The 20056-nt window shown below is 71.1% G+C and carries 20 protein-coding genes; 10 read left to right on the forward strand and 10 right to left on the reverse strand.

All coding sequences use genetic code 11. The features are described from left to right. Window position 1: 1 nt before the first annotated feature. The 4 genes from Sfr03f_RS07345 to Sfr03f_RS07360 are packed head-to-tail and all read right to left on the reverse strand — an operon-like array spanning window position 2 to window position 4057. Window positions 2-796, reverse strand: coding sequence for a 2-keto-4-pentenoate hydratase (locus tag Sfr03f_RS07345; protein WP_108952843.1), 795 nt, complete (start codon window positions 794-796; stop codon window positions 2-4). Beyond that, a complete protein-coding gene (locus Sfr03f_RS07350; protein WP_108953509.1) occupies window positions 793-1701 on the reverse strand; it encodes an alpha/beta fold hydrolase in 909 nt (302 codons plus the stop codon). The genes Sfr03f_RS07345 and Sfr03f_RS07350 overlap by 4 nt, the downstream gene beginning before the upstream one ends. Window positions 1702-1706: 5 nt before the next feature. Next, window positions 1707-2642 carry a 3-carboxyethylcatechol 2,3-dioxygenase gene (locus Sfr03f_RS07355; RefSeq protein WP_108952844.1) on the reverse strand — a complete coding sequence of 312 codons (936 nt, stop codon included), beginning with the start codon at window positions 2640-2642 and terminating at the stop codon, window positions 1707-1709. Between the two features lie 50 nt (window positions 2643-2692). Continuing rightward, complete coding sequence (locus Sfr03f_RS07360; RefSeq protein WP_108952845.1) at window positions 2693-4057, reverse strand: MFS transporter; 1365 nt, start codon at window positions 4055-4057, stop codon at window positions 2693-2695. Between the two features lie 220 nt (window positions 4058-4277). Here Sfr03f_RS07360 and Sfr03f_RS07365 point away from each other — a divergent pair, with 220 nt between their 5' ends. Next, a complete protein-coding gene (locus Sfr03f_RS07365) occupies window positions 4278-4970 on the forward strand; it encodes a TetR family transcriptional regulator (protein WP_159105579.1) in 693 nt (230 codons plus the stop codon). A gap of 64 nt (window positions 4971-5034) precedes the next feature. Here Sfr03f_RS07365 and Sfr03f_RS07370 read toward each other — a convergent pair whose 3' ends face one another. From Sfr03f_RS07370 to Sfr03f_RS07385, 4 genes are all read right to left on the reverse strand, one after another. Further along, complete coding sequence (locus tag Sfr03f_RS07370; protein ID WP_159105580.1) at window positions 5035-5559, reverse strand: hypothetical protein; 525 nt, start codon at window positions 5557-5559, stop codon at window positions 5035-5037. 172 nt (window positions 5560-5731) lie between these two features. Continuing rightward, on the reverse strand, window positions 5732-7162 hold the full coding sequence (locus Sfr03f_RS07375) for an MFS transporter (protein ID WP_218028130.1): 1431 nt from the start codon (window positions 7160-7162) through the stop codon (window positions 5732-5734). Between the two features lie 335 nt (window positions 7163-7497). Next, entirely contained in the window at window positions 7498-7911 is a 414-nt protein-coding gene (locus tag Sfr03f_RS07380) for a hypothetical protein (protein WP_108952848.1), read from the reverse strand. A gap of 326 nt (window positions 7912-8237) precedes the next feature. Next, window positions 8238-8816: a TetR/AcrR family transcriptional regulator gene (locus Sfr03f_RS07385; protein WP_108952849.1), complete on the reverse strand. Its 579-nt coding sequence runs from the start codon at window positions 8814-8816 to the stop codon at window positions 8238-8240. 93 nt (window positions 8817-8909) lie between these two features. On the opposite strand from Sfr03f_RS07385, the gene Sfr03f_RS07390 reads away from it, so the two are divergent. Beyond that, entirely contained in the window at window positions 8910-9518 is a 609-nt protein-coding gene (locus Sfr03f_RS07390; RefSeq protein WP_108952850.1) for an NAD(P)H-dependent oxidoreductase, read from the forward strand. Window positions 9519-9725: 207 nt separating this feature from the next. Here the strand turns inward: Sfr03f_RS07390 and Sfr03f_RS07395 are convergent, their stop codons facing one another. Then, complete coding sequence (locus Sfr03f_RS07395) at window positions 9726-10136, reverse strand: RidA family protein (protein ID WP_108952851.1); 411 nt, start codon at window positions 10134-10136, stop codon at window positions 9726-9728. Window positions 10137-10214: 78 nt separating this feature from the next. On the opposite strand from Sfr03f_RS07395, the gene Sfr03f_RS07400 reads away from it, so the two are divergent. The 8 genes from Sfr03f_RS07400 (at window position 10215) to Sfr03f_RS07435 (ending at window position 18639) form a co-directional block, all read left to right on the forward strand. Then, complete coding sequence (locus Sfr03f_RS07400) at window positions 10215-10595, forward strand: winged helix-turn-helix transcriptional regulator (RefSeq protein ID WP_108952852.1); 381 nt, start codon at window positions 10215-10217, stop codon at window positions 10593-10595. A 304-nt stretch (window positions 10596-10899) separates the two neighbouring features. Further along, window positions 10900-13470 (forward strand): FG-GAP repeat domain-containing protein, encoded by a 2571-nt coding sequence (locus Sfr03f_RS07405; protein ID WP_159105581.1) that lies wholly within the window; start codon window positions 10900-10902, stop codon window positions 13468-13470. A gap of 182 nt (window positions 13471-13652) precedes the next feature. Then, window positions 13653-13967 carry a DUF7336 domain-containing protein gene (locus Sfr03f_RS07410; RefSeq protein WP_108952854.1) on the forward strand — a complete coding sequence of 105 codons (315 nt, stop codon included), beginning with the start codon at window positions 13653-13655 and terminating at the stop codon, window positions 13965-13967. Window positions 13968-14224: 257 nt separating this feature from the next. Beyond that, entirely contained in the window at window positions 14225-14962 is a 738-nt protein-coding gene (locus Sfr03f_RS07415; RefSeq protein WP_108952855.1) for an ABC transporter ATP-binding protein, read from the forward strand. After that, window positions 14959-15786 (forward strand): hypothetical protein, encoded by an 828-nt coding sequence (locus tag Sfr03f_RS07420; protein ID WP_108952856.1) that lies wholly within the window; start codon window positions 14959-14961, stop codon window positions 15784-15786. Before Sfr03f_RS07415 ends, Sfr03f_RS07420 begins: the two co-directional genes overlap by 4 nt. Next, entirely contained in the window at window positions 15783-16571 is a 789-nt protein-coding gene (locus Sfr03f_RS07425; RefSeq protein ID WP_108952857.1) for a hypothetical protein, read from the forward strand. The genes Sfr03f_RS07420 and Sfr03f_RS07425 overlap by 4 nt, the downstream gene beginning before the upstream one ends. Window positions 16572-16588: 17 nt before the next feature. Beyond that, on the forward strand, window positions 16589-17965 hold the full coding sequence (locus tag Sfr03f_RS07430; protein ID WP_108952858.1) for a sensor histidine kinase: 1377 nt from the start codon (window positions 16589-16591) through the stop codon (window positions 17963-17965). Beyond that, the gene (locus Sfr03f_RS07435) at window positions 17962-18639 is read left to right on the forward strand and encodes a response regulator (protein WP_108952859.1); all 678 of its coding nucleotides are present in this window, start codon (window positions 17962-17964) and stop codon (window positions 18637-18639) included. Before Sfr03f_RS07430 ends, Sfr03f_RS07435 begins: the two co-directional genes overlap by 4 nt. Window positions 18640-18819: 180 nt before the next feature. Here the strand turns inward: Sfr03f_RS07435 and Sfr03f_RS07440 are convergent, their stop codons facing one another. Then, complete coding sequence (locus Sfr03f_RS07440) at window positions 18820-19446, reverse strand: transglycosylase SLT domain-containing protein (RefSeq protein ID WP_108952860.1); 627 nt, start codon at window positions 19444-19446, stop codon at window positions 18820-18822. Window positions 19447-20056: the final 610 nt, after the last annotated feature.

Genomic DNA, 20056 nt, shown 5'->3' on the forward strand with positions numbered 1-20056 from the left:
CTCAGCCTTTCGAGTCCGCGGTCGCGACGACGCGACCGAGTCCGGTGATGGTGGCGACGCACTCGACGTCGGCGGGCCACGGCTCGATGAAGCCGATGGACCCGGACAGCAGCACTTCGCCGGCCCGCAGCGGCTCGCCCGTGCCGATGGCGGTCCCGGCGAGCCAGACGATGGCGTTGACCGGGTCGCCGAGCACGTTGCTGCCGACGCCGCGGGTGATCTCCTTGCCGGCGCCGGTGATGACCAGTTCGGCCTGGGCCAGGTCGACCTCGCCGTAGGCGTGCCGTTCCTCGCCGAGGACGACGCCGCTGCAGCCGGCGTTGTCGGCGATGGTGTCGACGATCTGCCCGACCGACCCGCCGTAGCGGAAGTCGACCACCTCGAACGCGGGGGTCACGTAGTCGACGGCCGCCTCGACGCACTCGCGGGTGGCCTCGAGGACGTCGCTCCTGAGGACGAAGGCGACCTCGGCCTCGATGAGCAGGTTGTTGTACCGCGACAGCGGCAGGCGGACGCCCGAGGCGTGCACCATGTCGTCGTGGATGATCCCGTAGTCGGGCTCGTCGATGCCGACGCGCTGCTGGACGAGGGCGTTGGTCAGCCCGACCTTGCGGCCGACCCGCCGGACGCCCAGCTCCCGCTCGCGCAGCGCGGCGAACTCGGCGGAGATCGCGTAGGCGGCACCGAGGTCGCGCTCGGGGAGCCGGGGACTCACGTACGGCACGGTGCGGACGTCGCGCTGTGCCTCGAACAACTCGCGCGCGATCCGGGCGACGGTCTCCTGGTCGACGCTCACCGGTTCTCCCCTCCTCGGTCGGGTTCGTTCGCGGCGTGCCGGCTCAGGAAGGCGACCGCCGCGGCGTTGAACTCGGCCGCGCCCTCCCACTGGGGCCAGTGCGCCGCGCCGCGGATCAGCAGGTACTCGCCGTCCGGGATGAGGGAGCACAGGCGTGCGCCCTCGGCCTCGTCGCCGGTCGGCTCGTTGTCGGTCCACACCATGAGGGCGGGGACGGGGACGGCCGCGAAGTCGTCGTCGGTCACCTGGTTGCGACGGCGCCGCTCGGGCTCGCGCAGGGCGGACACGTGGGCCATGCTGAAGCCCGCGCGGGAGTAGACGGCCTGGCGGACGCGGACGAGTTCGTCGGTGATGTTCTCCGGGTCGTGGATGACGACCTGCAGCCGCCTGCGCACGTTCTCGAACGTCGGTTCGTCGACCGCCCGGGCGCTGACCGACTGCGTCCGGTCCATCCGGGACTCCCCGACGATCCGGCCGCCCGGGGCCGAAAGGATCACCGTGCGGAGCCTCTCGGGGTGCCTGGGCGCGAACTTCAGCGCGAGCCAGCCGCCGAGGGACTCGCCCGCCAGGTGCACGCGCCGCAGCTCCAGGGCGTCGAGGAGGGCGAGCAGGTGTTCCTCGTAGTCGCGGATCTCCAGCGGGTGGTCGGCGAGCGAGGTGTACCCGTGGCCCGGGTAGTCGTAGCCGACGACCCGGAAGCCGGCCTGAACGAAGGCGCGGACGTTCTGCGTCCACGCCTCGATGTGGCCGCTGGTGCCGCTGGCGAGCACGACGGTCTGCGCGTCGGGGTGCGCCCCGGGGAAGTCGAGGACCCGGGTGCGGTAACCGCCCGCGTCCACGTACCGCAGGGTGTGCTCGAGGTCCGCGATCTCCTCCCAGAGGGTCGCGAGGCGGGTTTCCCTCACGGGGCTCACGCGGTCACCGCCGCCTGGATCGCGAATCCCGCGCCCCACGTCTCCACCGGCCAGTAGCGGTCGACGGCGAAACGGTAGGGGCCGGCGGTCGACAGGGCGGCGTAGGCGGCGATCCAGCTGCGCATCTCGTGCGCGGCCGAGCCGCCCTCGGCCATGAACCAGCCGTTCTCCCAGCCGTCGACCACGGAGAGGTCACCGGAGCGGAGCACGTCGAGGACGAGGGTGTCCCACTCCTCGTTCAGCGGGTCGCTGGGCGCCTTGCCGTCGGCGATGGCCTGGATGCCCTTGACGATCATCTGCTCGCGCTCGTGGCGCTCCTCGGGCGAGGGCGCGTACGAGACGAGCCGCTCGTGGACGGTGCCGGGGGCGCCGTCCCAGCGCGGGATGGGCGGGCTGTGGGAGATGCCGCCGGAGGCGAGGAACAGAATCTTCTTGTCCATCGTCCCGGCGGCCAGGCCGAACGCCTCGCCCATCAGCCGCACCCGTCGCATCGGGGAGAGCGGCAGGCCGATCGCGTTCACGAACACCGGCACGATCGGCTGGCTGAAACCCTTGCCGAAGACGAAGTCCAGCGGCTGGACGATGCCGTGGTCGACCGTCATCCGCTCGCTGCGGCCGATGTCGACGCCCTTCGCCAGCACGGCCGCGTGGAACGCGCGGGCGGCGTCACCGTCGACGGGCAGCGGCCCGGAGGTGGTGCCGTAGTCGCCGACCCCCTCGGCGACGGCGCCTATCACCCAGGGAGTGATCAGGGAGTAGAGCTGGCCGTTGAAGTGATCGGGCCCGAACACCACGACCAGGTCGGGGTCGTACTCGGTGACGAATTCCCTGACCTCGTCGATGGCTGCATTGATCTCGGCGAACGTCTCCCCGCCCGGGTCGACGTTGCCGAAGGACGGCGCGTGGGAGAGCGCTGCGACGGCCAGCGGCATGGCGGATCTTCCTTCTGGGAGTGCTTTTTCGGTACGTGTGGGCCGGGCGCCTACGCGGAGGCGCCGGCGAGCCCGGGCTGCGGCTCGGCGGCCGGCGCGTTCTCGGAGCGCCGCAGGCCCACGTGCAGGGCCACGACGCAGATTCCGGCGACGAGCATCGGCAGCGCGAAGACGGTGAAGGCCGCCCCCATGCCCAGCCCGGCGTCGAAGGCCGCGCCGCCGACGATCGGCGCCGCGATGCCGCCGAACCGGCCGACGCCGATGACCACGCCGAAGCCGGTCGAGCGGGCCAGCGTCGGGTACAGCGCCGGGACGATCGCGTAGAAGGCCGCGGTGCCCGCGCAGACGAAGAACGAGGCCAGGAAGAGCGTCCACCAGGCGGTCGGCATCCCCGGGCCGGCCAGGCCGAACAGCGCCAGAGTGACGGTGGCCAGGACCAGGAAGACCGGGGTGAGGAGACGGACGTCGAACCGGTTGCCCAGGAAGCCGAAGAGCACGTTGCCGGCGATGCCGCCGATGCTGAACGCGGCGACCATCTGCGGGGCGAGCGCCGGGTCGTGGTTGGCGGACGCGACGGCGCTGGGCGCCCAGTTCGTCATGAAGTAGAAGCTGAGCATGTACGCCAGGTAGCCGACGATCATCAGCAGCGTCCACAGGCCGGTGCGGCCGGTGAACACGGTGCGCAGCGAGCCGTTGGCCTTGACGCCCGCGGAGTCCGACTCCGGGAGCGCGTCGAGCGCGGGGCGGCGCATCTTCGTGAGGAGTGCGTTGAGGCGCTGCAGGGAGTCCGCGCGGCGGCCCTCGGAGAGCCAGGCGAGCGACTCGGGGAGGAACACGAAGGTGGCCACGGCGGCGAGCGCACTCAGGACGAAGCCGACCCACCAGCCGAACTGCCAGCCGCGCTCACCGAGCATCGGGCCCACGATCACTGAGCCGAGCAGTCCACCGATGTTGATCGCCGCCGCGTAGACGGCCATCACCAGCGCGTACACGCGCTTGCCGGTGTACTCCGCGAGGATGACGCCGACGACGGCGACCAGGGCGCCGATGCCGACGCCGGTGACGATCCGGCTGACCACGAGGGGCCAGGTGCCGGTTTCGGGGGTCGCGAACGGGCCGATGAACATGCCCAGCGCGATCGTCGTCGTGGAGATGACGCCCATCCTGCGCCGGCCGATGCGGTCGGCGAGCGGCGCGACGACGATCGAGCCCATCAGCATGCCGATCAGGGCGCCGGACATGACCAGCCCGAGTTCGGCCTTGGACACCCCAAAGCCCTCCTCGATGTACGGCGCGGCGAACGACGTGAGGGCGACGTCGTAGCCGTCGAGCACGACCAGGCCGATGGCGACGAGGACGGCGCGGATCTGCAGGCCGCTCATTCTTTCGTGAGCGATGTGGTCGGTGATCCTCATGGAGGTCTCCCTGTCTCGGGAACGAGGGATCGAGCGGTCCGTGCCAGGGCAGCGGCCCGCCAGGAGGGGGCCGCGCACGGGTCGCGTTCCGTCGGCGGCTCTAGAAGCGACGTTCTAGAATGGTCATTACGATGACGAGCGTCTCGCGCTGATGTCAAGGGATGGCGTGGATTTGGTAGAACAGCAGTCCGCACAGTTCCGCAGATCAGCGAGGGGACCGATGGCCGCGAGGCGCAAGACCCACCAGGCGTCCGAGATGTCGAAGCGGGCGATCCTCGAGGCCGTGCTCGCGCGTGCGGTCGAGGCCGGGTACGAGGGGACGACCATGGCCGACGTCGCCCGCGCGTCCGGCCTGCCGATCGGGTCCGTGTACTGGCACTTCCAGAACAAGGAGCAGCTCTTCGTCGAACTGCTCGACCACTGCTTCGACGTCTGGCGGCGGACCCATGCCTCCGCGGGTGACATACGCGAACTGCTGCGGCGCAGCATCAGCGACTCCGCGGCCGCTTCGGCGAGTCTCACCGACCCGGCTGCGGCGTTCTGGAGCATCGGACTCGTCTTCGCCTTCGAGCGGAGGCTGGAGGACAACCTCGCCCGGCAGCGGTACCTCGCCATCCGCCGGGAGATGTTCCAGTTCATGGCGTCCCGGCTGCGCGACTCCTACACGGACGTGCCGGACGAGGTCGCGGAAGAACTGGCCCACGACATGGCCGTCATGGGGCGGGCACTCACCGACGGCTTCCGGGTGGCAGCGGCCGCGGGCGACGACACCGATTTCGCGCGGTACGCCGAGCTGGCGGCCGACGCGCTCGAGTCCCTGGTCTCCGCCCGCCTGCGGAGCCGGACCGGGGGCGCGACGGACCAGGGGCCGGGCCGGCCCGCCCGCTCACTTCCGCGGGGAGAAGCGGGGTGAGGAACCGTGCTCGTGTGGGGCAGAGCCCGGACCTTGAGCGGGAGTCCGGGCCCGGCCCTGCTCCTCAGCAGCCGGAAGCGGTCACCGTGAACGGTGCAACGTCGATGTCGACGTTGCTCGCGTCGTTGTCGTACACCTCGACGTGGATGTCGTGGAGGGTCAGGCTGTAGACGCCGTTGCCGCGGCAGGCGTAGAAGTCCACGTACGTGTTTCCGCCACTGTCCGCGGCGACGTTGAAGGCGCGGTCCTCGGTCCACGCCTCGACGCCGTCCTTCTTCAGGGTGAGCTTCGACGTCACCCGGCACGGCTTGGAGTCCCAGAACCCACCCGAACCCCGGTTGCCCGAACACCTGGCCCACACGGTGTCCGTCGGCTCGTTCGGCCAGACCTTCCCACCGACAAGGTGCTTGTCGCGCTGGGTGAAGCAGACCTCCATCTTCACCCAGCCCCCTCCGTTCCTCGTGTACGCCTCGACGGTTTTGCAGCCCTTGGGCGGCGTCGGGGCCGCTGCCGGTGCAGCGCCCGCGACGGCCGACGGGAGGAGAGCTGCGATGGCCGCGCAGGCCACCAGCCATGAGCCACGCTTCATGATCCTCATGTTCGGCACAACGATCACCCTCGCCGTCCGACACGGCTGGTACACCACACACGCGACGATGCGATTGCCGCACTTGTCGGCGATCCTCAGTGGTTCTGCGCGCGCGGTCGACCGGGCCGGGTCCACTTGTGGGCCTCGCCGAGCGGACCTCACGTGGCTGGAGTCAATCACCGCCCGGGAGCAGTCCCGCGCTCCGACGGCGGCTCAGGCGCAGGTCCGTCAGGGCGATGGTGACGGCCGAGGCGACCACGACCGCGTTGAGGCACAGGGCGAGGCGCGGGCCGATGCCGACCAGGGTGCCCGCCAACGCGGTGCCGGCCGATCCCGCGGCCATCTTCAGCCCGGCCATGGTCATGAACACCTGCGCCCGGGCGTTGGGCGGGGAGTGCACCGACCGCACGGCCAGGGTGGCGGTGAACAGGACGGCGCTCGTCGCTCCCGCCAGCGCGAAGGCCGCCAGAGCGAGCCCGTAGCCGGGCGCCAGTGCGCAGAGGCCGACGGCCACGGCGTTCGCGGCGATCAGCCGCAGCACCCAGCGCTCCGGTTCCCCGGTGAGGGGGAACACGCCGGTCGCCAACGCGCCGCAGAGGTTGCCGACCCCGTAGGCGGCGCCGAGGGCGGCGCCCGCCCCCGCCGATCCCTGCAGGTCGCGGCCCAGGACCACCGCGATCACCATCACGCCGCCGGTGCTGACCGCAGTGATCATCGTGGCGATCATGACGCGGCGCAGCGGGCCCCGCCGCACGATCACGCGCAGGGTCTCCCGCACGGGCATCGACCGCTGCCTCTCGGCGGCCGACCGGTGCTCCTTCGGCAGCGCGACCATCAGCAGGCCGCCCACCACCCCGGCCCCGCCCAACGCGACGACCGCGGTCAGCGCCCCGGACAGGGCGGTGACCGCGGCCACCACGGCCGGGCCGATGATGTTGCTGGTCCCGTACGTCGCCGAGTCCCACCCCTCGGCCCGGCGCTGCGCGCGGGCGTCCTCTCCGACGATCAGCGCGAGCCGGCTGCTGAGGCCTCCTGTCATCAGCGGATCGCACAGACCGCCGACGACGACGAGCAGCCCGACCAGGAGGACGGGCGCGCGGCCCAGTGTCAGGCCGGTCCCGGCGAGCATCAGTCCGAAGACGGCGAACGCGGTCGCCAGCCGCATCCTCGGGTCGCGGGCCTCCTCCAGCCACCGCGCCATCCACGGCCCGGCGACGTTGGGCAGTGTGAGCAGGGCCGCGAGGACGCCGCCGAGGGCGGCCCCGCCGTGGCCGGGCGACGCCAGCGCCAGTGCGACGAGCGCGACGGGGGCTCCGCCGCTCGCCGAGCGCACGAGGGTCGCCGCGGTGAGGTACACGGCGAGCGAGAGGCCCCGCCGCGGCCGTAACGCCTTGCGGGCGTCCTGTTTCCGCGCCGTCGGCGGGCCGCCGTGCCGGTCGGTATCGGGCGTCACGGGAGCCGGTTCCTGCGCCTGCGGCACAGCTGCCCGTTCCTTCGACAGGGTGACCTGGTCCCGTCCCTTCGGCATGGTGACCGGGGCGGTCGCCCGCAGGGTGCCGGGCGTCCCCTCGCCGTCGTGGGGGCGCCTGGGGCGGTCGGGCATGTCGTCTCCGTCTCGCGAGGTCCGGGCGCGGTGTCCGGACGGGCTGTCGCCGTTCGTGCCCGCAGCGGTCCGCCGACCGCCGTCGCCTCGTGCGGCCGAGGCATCGCGGCCCTTCCTCGCCGCACGGCGGCGGCAGTTCGATCCGCAGCGGATGCGGGATGCGGGATGCGGGATGCGGCGGGACATGACAACTGTTCCCTCTGCGCGGATTTCATGCCGCCCGGCACGGACCGCCTACCGCCCCGCCAGTTGCCCACGACCCTTTCCGACGCGGCATCGCGGGGGAGTGGGGCCGCGGGTTCCAGCGATAGGCCTTCGGGAGACGAGGCCCCGGTTCAGCGGCCACCGGCCTCCTGCAGTGCCTTGTGGACGCCGTAAGCCTCGATGAAGGCTTGGATCGGCTGCAGGTTGCTCGAGAACGACTTCGAGCGCCACTTCTCCTTCCTGCCGTCGAGATGGATGAGTTCCACCCAGACGTCAAGGGTCGCGAAGGAACTGGTGGAAGAGGTGGTCGCATCGGCTTTCAGTGCCGCCTCGGCCAGATCGGAGAAGGTGACGACGCTCAACGGCTTGTGATCGTCCTTGTATTCGACGACCACTTCGGGAGTGATCACCAGGAGCGGATCGGGATCGTCCGACGTTCCCCGCAGGAAGCCCGAGACCTTCCCTCGCTTCTTGGTGAACACACGCCAGCCGGAGGGCGCCGGCCCTTCACGCGCGTGCGCGAGGACCGCTCGCGGGTCCGCCATGTCAACTCCTGAGGTTCTACAGTTTTGAGCACGGGCATCGCGCGGCGGACTTCTGCGCTTCCGTAACGCATCCGACGAGGACCTCGCCGGTTCCACCAGGGAACGCGACGCCGGCCTCCGTTTCGGCCCTTTCCGTCCGCGGAGCCGGTGGGCGGCGCGCCGGGCTCTCCGGGGCCCGTCCCCCACGCCCCTCCCTCCATGACGCCACCACCCGCGCACCCTCGCAAGACGTGCCGGCCGGTACGCCCCAGGACGACGGTGGTGCACGCCACCGCCGGGCAGGTATGCCGCGCCGTGCGCACCGCGCACCACACCGAGGCGTGCTTTCAGTCAGGGGCGTCGAGGAGGCTGAGCAGCACGGTGGTGATGGTCGAACGGGCGACGTCCGGGTGGATCGTGCCACGGGCGGCCGCATGGCCGAGGGCGTCCGCGGCGCCTACGAACGCGATCGCCGCTTCCTCGCTGAGGTCTGCACCGCCTTCGGCGGTTCGTATGGCCTGCCGGCAGATGTCCACGTAGCGGCGTTCGGATTCCTGCCGGGCCCGCTCGAGGGCTGGTGTGCCGGCCAGCGCGGCCACCACTCCACTGAGTTCGACGCCCTGGGAGACGACACACGCGACGTGAGCCGCCGCGATCGCCTCGACCCGCTGCCGCAGACCCGGCGGGGTGCGTGCCGTCGCGGCACGCAGGTCGGCGAGGTGCCGCTGGTCGAAGTCCTGGTACAGCGAGAGGAGAAGCTCCGAGCGGGAGGGGAAGTGATCGTAGACGAGGGGCTTGGAGACCCCTGCTCTGCTCGCCAGGTAAGCGAGCGTGAGCGCGTCGGTGCCTTCGGTGGCGATCACGTCGCGGGCAATCGAGACGAGCTGGGCTCGCCGCTCGGTGCTGGAGAGTCGTCGCACGGCCATGCGTAGCAGTCTCTCACCTACCAACCGTAACCTACTACTAGTAACTTACTGATGGTAGGTTTCCTTCGATGAGCTGAGAGAACGGAGCTGTCGATGCACGCCCTGCTGGTCACCGCGAACCCGGACCCCCAGTCGCTGACCCATCACGTGCTGCAAAAGCTCGAGGCGGCACTCCACCCGATGTCGGTCGAGGTCGCCGACCTGTTCCAGGAGGGGTTCAACCCGACGTTCACGCCGGCGGACCGCCGGGCGTACCAAGAGGGTGGCGACCTTCCCGCCGACATCGTCGGTGAGCACCGTCGCCTCGAGCGCGCCACCGATCTCGTCCTGGTCTTCCCCGTGTACTGGTGGTCGATGCCGGCGCTGCTGAAGGGGTGGATGGACCGTGTCTTCGTCAACGGGTGGGCCTTCGAGTACTCCCCGACTGCAGGCCTCCAACCCAAACTGGGGGGACTCACCACACACCTTCTGCCCATCGCCGGTGATGACTCCGGCGCGTACGAGCGCCACGGGTACGCGGAAGCGCTGCGGACGCAGATCGAGCACGGAATCGTTGACTACTGCGGCAGCCGGCGCGGTGCCACGGCCTTCGTCCACGAGTCCGAGCAGGCTTCCTTCGCGGCCACGGCGCAGAGCGTCGACCGCGCGGTGCGCATCATCAGTGGAGCCATCCACGCCCGCTCGCGGACGTTGCCGCAGTGAGGTGCCCCTTCGAGGAAGGGTTCCTCGGAATGTCCTCGAGGCATGGGACCGCGCGCACCCTCTCGCCCCCGGCTCCCAGCCTTCGGTCGGCTTCCGAGGAAGGCGCAGGAGCAGGCGAGAGGGAGGCGCGCCTCGGGGGTCGTGCCGTGTCCCCGTGGTACCTGGTGGCGCAGAGCGGTGAAGGCGTGAACGGCGCCGTCACCGGCCTCAGTCGAGGATGGCCGTCGCCTCCACCTCGACCAGCACGTCGGGTTCGAAGAGGTGATCGACGCCGATGAGGGACGCGGGCGGGAGGGGCATCGTCAGGCCGATCTCCTCGGCGACCTCCTCGACCCCCGCCATGAACGGGCCGATCTTCTCGGGTGCCCAGTCGGTGACGTAGAAGGTCAGGCGCAGGACGTCTGCGAAGGAGGCGCCCGCGCCGCGCAGGCCGCGTGCCGTGCCCCGGAGCGCGTGGGCGACCTGGCCGGCGAGGTCCCCCGGAGCGAGCGGAGTGCCGTCGGCGGCGCGGGCGATCTGTCCGCTGACGTGGACGTGACGGGTGCCCGTCCCCACGGCGACGTGCTCGTACGGGGTGGGCTGCAGCATGCCTTCGGGCGTGAAACGGCGGACGGCCACGGGGTCTCCTCGTGTCGAAACGATAGGTATACCTTTGATACTTGGTGGTCGAAGGACACTTCAAGGAGACCAGGTATCGTGCCGGAAACCGAAGACGGCGGCGCCGAGGGCGAGTTGAGGATCGAGACCGCACATCGCGAGCTGCTCGACCAGGTGCTGGACAAGTGGTCGCTCAGCGTCCTCAACGAACTCTGCGAGCGGCCCTGCCGGTTCAACGACCTGCGCCGCGCCATTCCCGCGGTGACCCAGAAGTCGCTCACCGCGACCCTGCGCCGGCTCGAACGCAACGGCATCGTCGAGCGCGAGGTCATCAGCTCCCGCCCCGTCGCCGTCGAGTACCGCATCACCCCGCTGGGCAAGACCATGCGGCGCCCGGTCGAGGTGCTCCTGGAGTGGGCCGCGACCCACATGCCCGAGATCGAACGGGCCCGCCGCACCTTCGACTTCGACCTCGAGTGAGTGCGACAAGGTGTGACCTGCGCGGCCCCGCGGTCGTCATCGTCGTCCTGGTCGAGCGGAGCGGCTCGCGTTCCCGTCGCAGTTCGCCATCGGCTGTCCACGGCGCGGGGGCGACTCGGGCCGGGCGCGGGCACGCTCGCGGTGGTGGCGGCCGAGGAAGTGCCCTACGTCATCGGCTCGTCAGTGGCACGTCAGGGGTTCTCGGCATCCTGTCGGGGTCTGCCTGGGAGTGGTGGGCAGGACGTCCACGCCGAACGCCTTCGTGTGCCGGCGCGGGGTGAGCGGCATGCGGGGAGAAGTGTCCATGGTGATGAGGAACGACGGATCGCGGGGGCGTGGCCGGAGTTCCGTGCTCGCCCTCGTCCTGCTGCTGACGCTCTCCCTTCTCGGGGCAGGTCTGGCCATCGCCGCGACGGCGCCCGACCCGGCTGCCGGTGAGGCGGGCCGGGGCGTCGAGGTGTCGGCGCTGGCGAGGGCGAAGTCCTCCGGGAAACCGGTGGAGATCGTGGAGAAGCGGACCGAGACGTCCGAGGCGTACGTCAATCCGTCGGGGACGCTGACGGTGACGACGCACCTGTCGCCGGTGCGGGTGCGCCAAGGCGGCAAGTGGGTGGGGATCGACACCGACCTGGTGGCCGACAAGAACGGTGTGCGGCCGAAGGCCGCGGCGGCGGGTATCGAGCTGTCCGACGGCGGGTCGGGTCCGCTGGTGCGGCTGAACGACGACAGGCACGTGCTGGAGTACAGCTGGCCGGGCAAGCTGCCGAAGCCGGAGCTGGACGGCCCGGTGGCCACGTACCCGGAGGTGATGCCCGGGGTGGACCTGAGGGTGGAGGTCGAGGCGGAAGGCTTCCGGCAGATGCTGGTGGTCAAGGACGCCGAGGCCGCGAAGAACCCCGAGTTGCGAACACTCACCTACGGCATCACGTCGAACGGTCTGAAGGTGACCGCCGACGGGAAGCGGGGCGTGAAGGCGGCTGACGCCAAGGGGCGCGTGGTGTTCTCCGGGCCGGTGCCCCGCATGTGGGACAGCGGGAAGGGCGGGAAGAAGAAGCAGGCGTCCATGGAGACGACGGCCACCGCAGGGGGCCGCCTCAAGGTGGTCCCCGACCAGGAGCTGCTGACCGGCACCGACACCACCTACCCGGTCTACGTGGGCCCGTCGTTCAGTGCGCAGCCGCCCGGTGCGTACGTGGTGTACGACAACGGGCAAACGCGGTGGGACACCTACGCCTTCGAGGTGGGGACCACAACGTACTCGAACAACAAGTACGGGCGTATCCGCTCGTTCTTCCAGGTGAACGTGCCCTATCTGGCCGGGCGGCAGGTGCTGAAGGCGTCCATGTCCCTCGAGGACAGCACGGTCGGCTATGAGGACTGTTCCCTCTTCCCCGTGGAACTGTGGGAGACGGGCCCGGCCGGCGCCACGACGACGTGGAACAACCAGCCGGTGTGGAAGACGAAGAACTCCTCCTTCGCCTGCCCATGGGGCAGCCGGATGTCCCTCGACGCGACGAGCGCGGCGCAGGCCGCCTCCCAGAGAGGCACGAACCTGGTGGACCTGGGAGTGCGGACCTCCCTCACCGGAGAGAGCGCCAAAGCCGAAGGATGGCGGTACTTCCTCCTGGAGCAGGCGAAGTTCACCGTGGAGATCAAGAACAACGGCGAGTGCTGGTTGTTCTCGGACGTGTCCCACAAGGATCCCGACGGCGTCTCGTTCACCAAGGACGTGAACTGCGACAGTCTGGCGACCGTCGTGAAGGCCGAGCCGTACGCCGCGGCGCAGACGACCGGGGAGCTGCTGGCGGGCCCGCACAGTTTCGTGTGCTGGCGCAGCGGTGACAGGAACGGCGCGGGCAATCGCATCTGGTACTACGTCAAGGGCGATACCGCGTCGGGGTGGACGGGCTGGCAGGGCTGGGGTTTCGTGCCGGCCGACAAGGTCGTGGGTGTGGGCGCGGAGCCCTTCCCCGGACTGCCGGCCTGCGACGTCCACCACGTCACGCCTGGCATCACCCCGCCGCAGGACTTCACCTCCGACGGAATCTCCGATGTCGTGGCCCTTGAGGCGGACGGTGACCTCGCCCTCTTCCCCGGCCTCGGCAACGGCACCCTGGGCAGCAAGCGGATGCTGTGGTCCGACGGCCGCGGTAGCGCGTACACCAACGTCATGGCCGGTGACTTCAACGGGGACGGTCTCGGTGACATCGGGGCCTTCGACGGCTTGCGGGTGTGGTGGTGGGCCGGGAACGGCGACGGCGGGGTCGGTGCGACGGCTCAGCCGCTGATGGACAACCGGAACGACACGCAGGCCTTCTTCGACCCGGGCCTTCGTGATCCGTGCCGGGCCGCCTTCGCAGCCGACCTGAACATGGACGGGAAGACGGACATCGCGGCTGTCTGCGGCTATGGCGACCTCGAGGACGGGGTCACGTCCGGCGACTCCGTCTGGTGGTGGCCCGGTGACGCGGACGGCGGCATCAACGCCACCTTGCCCCCGGCTTCCGGCGACGGCTACGAGTACATCCACATAGGCGCCACGCCGACCGAGTTCTTCCCGGTGGACCTGACCGGTGACGGCCGGATGGACATCGCGAGGATGACCACCCCGACGGTGGTGGTGCTGAACCCGGGGCCGTCCTCGGGGAACCGCCCCTACAACAACTCCTACCTCGCCTGGCCGCCGAGCGGCTTCAGTGGCACGGTCACCAAGGTGTTCGCGGGCGACTTCAACGGCGACCGGTACGGCGACATGGCCGGCGTGGACGGCAGCGGCCAGCTGTGGCAGTGGCCGGGCAAGGGCGACGGCACCCTCGGCACGCCGGCGAGGATGACGTTCGCCACCGACTGGGGTGCCTACACGGACATCTTGTGACCCGGCGCTGACACCGGGGGGCGGGAGGCGGGGGCCGCGGGCCGGCCGGGTATGCGCCGTGACGCGGATGCCCCGGACGGCGAAGGGCCGTGCACGGCCGCCGTGGGCGAGGGGGACCGGTGCACGCAGGCTGCCGCGAGACCGTCCGAGTGCGTACTCGTGCCCGGAGGTAGCCTGTATCGGTGATCGTCTCTCTGCTGTGGCACATCGGACATCGGAATGAAGCCGGTGCGGATCGGGCCACCCTGCACACCGATGGCGACAGCGTGTTCATCAGCGAGCGGGACGGTGACGACGCCAAGCTGCTCGGCGTCTACTCCTCGCACGCCAAGGCCGAGGAGCGCATGCGCGAAGCGAGCCTCCTGCCGGGCTTCGCCGACGAGCCGGAGTGCTTCGTCATCGATGACTACGTACTCGACGAGGACGAGTGGACCGACGGCTTCGAGTCCGATGGCCCCTCGACCCGAGTCACCCCACCGCCGAGCTCACCGCGCTGATCCCATGAGGACGCTGCCGCTCGGCTTCTGCGCGCCGTAGGCGGTGCCCGAGCTGGTCGGCCCGGGACGGGCCCGAGTGCGCCCCGGCGTACGGCGACGGCGGCCTGGGTGGGGCGTTCGGGGCCGGGCCTCCTCCTGAAGGAGGAGGTGGGCCGGGAGTTGATCTCGTTCGCGGGCAGGTGCTGGCGGCTGGGCTCGGATTCCTACCGTCGAGGTCGGCCGGAGGAAGCAGAGCTCCGGCAGGACTGGGAGGTCACATGATCCAGGTGCAGCTGCTCACGAAACGGTACGGGCCGCACACCGCCGTGGACGGGCTGACGTTCACGGCCCCACCGGGGGCCGTCACCGGGTTCCTCGGCCCGAACGGTGCCGGCAAGTCGACCACGATGCGGATGATCGTCGGACTGGAACGGCCCACGTCGGGCACCGCGACGGTGAACGGCGTCCGCTACGCGGACCTGAGCGCTCCGCTGCGCTCCGTGGGAACGATGCTCGACGCCCGCTCGGTGCACCCCGGACGCACGGCGTTCCGGCACCTGATGGCGATGGCGCGTACGCACGGCATCCCGCGGTCCCGCGTGGAGGAGGTCGTCGGACTGACCGGCCTGGAGTCGGTGGCCGGGCGCCGTGCCGGGACGTTCTCCCTGGGCATGGGGCAGCGGCTCGGCATCGCCGGCGCGCTGCTCGGTGACCCGGGCACGCTGATCCTGGACGAGCCGGTCAACGGACTCGACCCGGACGGCGTCCTGTGGGTGCGTCACCTCGTCAAGGGCCTCGCCGCCGAGGGGCGTACCGTGCTGCTCTCCTCGCACCTGGTGCACGAGCTCGCGCTGTGTGCCGACCGTGTCGTCGTCATCGGCAGAGGCCGCCTGCTGGCCGAAGCCGCCCTGGGGGACCCCGCACTCGGCGCCGGGTCGCTCGAGGACGCCTACCTGCGGCTGACCGCCGGCTCGGTCGAGTACCGGGCCGGCGCTGTCGACGGAGGGACCCGATGAGCGCGCGCGGTCCTGGTGCGACCCTGCCGCGTGTCGTCGCCGCGGAGTGGACGAAGCTGACGAGCCTGCGTTCCACCTGGTGGGCCGCCCTCGCCTCGGTGGTGGTGTCCGGGGCGCTGACGTACCTGTCGGCCGACGCCGCGTCGGGGGACCCGGGGTACGACCCGCTGGGCGAACTGACCGCCGGGCTCCTGCTCACGCAGCTCGGACCGCTGGTGCTCGGCGTCCTGGCCGGGACCGGCGAGTACAGCACGGGAGGTTTCCGCACGACCTTCGTCGCCGTGCCGCGGCGCTGGCCGGTGCTCGCCGCCCAGGCGGTCGCCGTCGCCGGATTCGCGCTGCTCGTGGCCGTGGCCTCGGTCGTCGCGGCCGTCCTCGCGATCCTTCCCGCGGCGTCGTCCCGGGACCTGCCGGTGAACCTGACCGAGGGGTCGACCCCGTGGACACTGGCCGGGATGGTGGTGTTCCTCACCGGGGCGGCCGTGTTCGGGCTCGCCGTCGGGGCGCTGGTTCGCCGCGTGGTCCCCGCGCTCGTCACCGTCATCGGCCTGACGCTCGTCCTGCCCGTGGTGCTGACGCTGGCCGTCGAGTCCAGCGGCACCACGTTCGTCGAGGGTGTCACGCCGCAGGAGAGGGCGGTGAACACGATCACGACGCTGCTGCCCTCGGGCGCGGGCGGGCTCCTGGTGACGTCGTCCGACGCCTCCACGGTGCCCGGCACGCCGGACCTCGGCGCCGTCGGCGGCGGGCTCGTGCTCGCCGCCTGGGCCCTTGTCCCGCTCGTCGCCGCCGGTGTGCGCCTGCGTCTGAAGGACGTGAAGTGACGAGTTCGCCCGTGACCTTCCCGCGCGTGCTCGCCTCGGAGGCCGACAAGATCACCAGCGTGCGGACACCTTGGTGGACGGTGCTGGGGTGTGTGGCCGTGGCGGCGGGGACGGCCTTCGGGCTGGGTCTGTTCGCCCGGCCGGGCGGCGGCGCCACCGGTGCGTCGCTGGTGGTCGCGGGGTACGTGCTCGCCCAGTTGGGCTTCCTCGTCCTGGGCGTGACGGTCGGCTCCGAGGAGTTCCGCACCGAACTGGCCGACGTGACGTTCGTGGCCGTGCCGCGCAGGCTTCCGGTGCTCGCCGCCCAGGCGGTGGTGACGACGGTGTCGGCCCTCGCCACTGCCGCTCTCGCACTGGTGGCGTCGATCGCCGCGACGGCCGCACAGCGTGACGCCCTGGGACTGCCGTTGAGCCTCGCCGACGCCGAGACCGTGCGGATGCTGGTCGGGTTCGTGCTGTACCAGACGGCGATCGCGCTGGTGGGTCTGGGGCTCGGGGCCCTGCTGCGTCGCCCCGCGGGGGCGCTCGTGACCGCGGTGACCGGCGTCGTCGTGCTCGACCAGTTCCTCGCCATGAACCCCGGCAGGTTCACCGACACCGTGCGGGCGTTCCTGCCCGGCACCGGGACGCGCCTGCTGACCGGTGACGACCGGCTCGCCGCGCTCGACGCCGCGTCGTCGGGACCGCATCCGGGAAGCTGGGCGGCGGGGCTCCTGGTGTCCGGGTGGGCGACAATTCTGCTGGTGGCGGCAGCGGCTCGGCTTCGCCGGGGGGACTTCGCGTGAGGGGAGAGGTGGGGGCCATGGTCACATCGCCGGCGATCTCGCCGTCCGCCGCGGATCACACCCTGCTGGGTGGGATGCAGGTGCGGCGGATCGGACCGGTGCGCAGGTTCTGGACCGCGCACCCACGCCTCGGGGACGTGGCCCTGGTCCTCGCGCTCGTCGCGTTCGGCATCTTCGGCGCCGCCGTGGTCAAGGACACCGTCAGAGGCATCGTCGCCGTCGGCTACTACCCGCCCGACGCCCCGGAGCGCTGGACGGTCCCGGCCGTCTGGCTCGCCGGCGCCGTCCTGGGGTCGGGTCTGCTGCTCCTGCGGCGACGACGGCCGGTCACCGTCCTGGTCGCGCTGACCGTCGTCGCCGTGTCCTCGCTCATGACGGCGGGTGTCATGGGCGCCCTCGGGCTCTACCTGGGCTTCTCCGCGGCCGCGGTCGCGTCGTCCCGGGGCGCACGGACCACCTGGCTACTCGTCACGGCCGTCGCCGTGACGACCTCGGCGGCCCTGTGGTGGCTGCAGGAGATCGGCATCCTCGAGATGTTCGTGTGGACCGGGTACTACGCCGACGACGCGTACTGGCAGCTGACGGAGCCCCCGTTCTCGCCGGAACGCCGGATCGTGTCGATCGTCCTGCTGCTGGTCATGCTGCTGGCCGGGGTGCTGGCCGGCTTCGCCGCCCGGGACCGCCGCCAGCACGCCCGCGACATCGAGGAGCGGTACCGGGCGGTCGCCCGGGAGCGCGACACGTCAGCGGTGCTCGCCCGCACGGCGGAGCGCGAACGCCTCGCCCGTGAGATGCACGACGTCGTCGCGCACTCCGTGTCCGTGATGATCGCGCTCTCCGACGGTGCGGCAGCCGCCTTCGACCGGGCACCGGACGCCTCACGCGAGGCGCTGGGCGAACTGTCCCGCACCGGCCGGGAGGCCCTCGCCGACATGCAACGCGTGCTCGGCGCCCTCGACCCCGCCGACGCCACCCCGCAGGGGGCGGGTCTCGACGCCGTCGTGCGCCGCTTCCGCACCGCGGGGATGCCGGTGTCGGCCACCGGGCTCGACACGCCCCTGCCGCCGGACACGGCACTGCGGCTGGCCGTGACGCGCATCGTCACGGAGGCGCTCACGAACGTGCTGCGACACGCGCCCGACACGCCTGCCGTGACGGTCGCGGTGCGGCGCACCCCGTCGACGGTCGAGGTCGACGTCGTCAACGAAGCCGGCACCGGCCCGGGCATGGGCAGCGGCACGGAACGCGGCATCGTCGGCATGCGGGAGCGGGCTGCCCTGCTGGGCGGCCATATGATGGTGGGCCCGCGCGCCGCGGGCGGCTGGCAGGTGCACGTGGAGCTGCCGTGCCCCGACGCGGTGCCCGGCACTGCCGCGGAGGAGACCCGCCGATGATCACGGTCCTGCTGGTGGACGACCAGCCGCTCCTGCGCATGGGCTTCCGGCTCGCGATCGATTCCGAGCCCGACCTCACCGTCGTCGGCGAGGCCGCGGACGGCAAGGTGGCACTCGAACAGGTCGCCGCCCTCGCCCCCGACGTCGTCGTCATGGACGTGCGGATGCCGGGCATGGACGGCATCGAGGCCACCCGCAGGATCGCGGCGGAGCACCCCGCGACCCGCGTGCTGGTGGTCACCACGTTCGACGTCGACGAGTACGCGTTCGCCGCGCTGCGCGGCGGCGCGAGCGGGTTCCTGATCAAGAGCGCCCGGCCCGAGGAGCTCGCCGAGGCGATCCGCACCGTCGCGTCGGGCAGCTCGGTGGTCGCGCCGCGTGTCGTACGGCGCATGCTCGACCTCTTCGCACACCACTTGCCCCACACCGCCGACGCGGACCCGCGTGACGACGCCGTCGACCCGAGGCTGCGTGCCCTCACCCCGCGTGAGACCGATGTGCTGCGCGGGGTCGCGGACGGGCTGTCCAACGGGGAGATCGCGGAGCGTCTCGTGCTGTCGGTGACGACGGTCAAGACGCACGTCGGCAACGTCCTCGCGAAGCTGGGGGTGCGCGACCGCGTCCAGGCCGTCATCGTCGCCTACGAGAGCGGGCTGGTCGGGTCCCGCCGCTGAGGATCGTCGCCGGAGGCGGTGCGCGGCAGTCGGCGGGCCATCCGCTCGTCGTCGTCGCGTCGTCGCGTCGTCGCGTCGTCGAAGCCGGAGGCTCCCGGCGTGCCGAAGGGCGGCGCCCCTGGTGGGGGCGCCGCCCTTCGGTCTCGCGTGGTCCCTCGTCGGCAGAGGTGTGGTGTCCGCTCAGTACGCGCTGTTGACGTTGTCGATGGAGCCGTACTTGTCGGCCGCGTAGTTGGCGGCGGCGGTGATGTTGGAGACCGGGTTCCAGATGTCGTGGGGGGTGCCTTCGACGTGGTAGGCCTCGAAGGTCGGCGGGATCACCTGGAGCAGGCCCTTGGACGGGATGCCGTTGATGGCGTTGATGTCCCAGTCGTTGATGGCCTTCGGGTTGCCCGAGGACTCACGGATGATGTTCTTGTGCAGCCCGTGGTAGGTGCCCGGGATGCCCTTCTCGTGCATGATGTCGAGCGACTCGCGGATCCAGCCGTCGAGGTTGTCCGGGTAGACCTTCTTCTCGGTCTTCTGCGACGACACCGGCTTCTTGTAGGCCACCTGCTGGACCTCGACGCGGTCCGCGGAGCGGCTCACGGAGTCGGCGGTGCGCTCCCCGGCGGCCTTGTCCGTGACGGCGGACAGGGAAGTGGTCGCGGCAACGGGCGCGGGCTTGGCGGCGGCCTGGGCCGGCTGCTGGTCCGCGGTCGCGGCGAGACCGAAGGTGGTGGTCGCGGCGAGCGCGGCGAAACCGCCGGCGACAGCCATCTTCTGGATCTTGGCGGGAGCAGGGGCGGTGAAGGTGAAGCTACGCATGGGGCACCTCTTCGACTTGGCGCGGGAGTCGCTCCTCGGTCGGTGTCCGCTCGCTGCGGACCGGGGGTGCCCTCATTGGCACGGGGGTGCCGCGGTCGGAAGACGCGGCTCGCTGAGCGACGAGTGCAATTCTTAGCGGCGGTGAAATCGCAAAGCAAAGATGTGATCTACGAAGCCGGGTCGTAGACAACTGCCGTCCGTTTCCCCGTGAGGGCATGTTTTCGCTGGTCAAAAGGTTCTGGTGAACCGCTCGCGTCTTCTGGCGTCGTTCGTACGTGACGCGCGCCCCATGCGCGCCCTCACAACAGCGAAGCCTTCTCGTCGCGCGGAGTCGCCGAAGCGATGCTCTCCGTCAGGGCTGTGTGCGGCGGTGTGCGGGCGAGGGGTGTATCAACTCGCGCCGGGCGCGCTCCCCATGGTGCGGACGTGAAGTTGGCGTGAAGCAGCTGTGGCGGAGTGGGGATCGCATTCGTGCAACTCTCTTGCCACGCGCCCCCTTCGTCGTGACGATTGCGTGAAGAAGGTCTTCACGTCGCGTTTGCCTGAAGTGCGTGACGTGTGCTGATCCGCCGTGTCCGACCACCCGGCGGTGCTCCGGCGCGGGGGGATT

It is taken from the genome of Streptomyces fragilis (genome assembly GCF_003112515.1).
Taxonomy (GTDB): Bacteria; Actinomycetota; Actinomycetes; order Streptomycetales; family Streptomycetaceae; genus Streptomyces; species Streptomyces fragilis.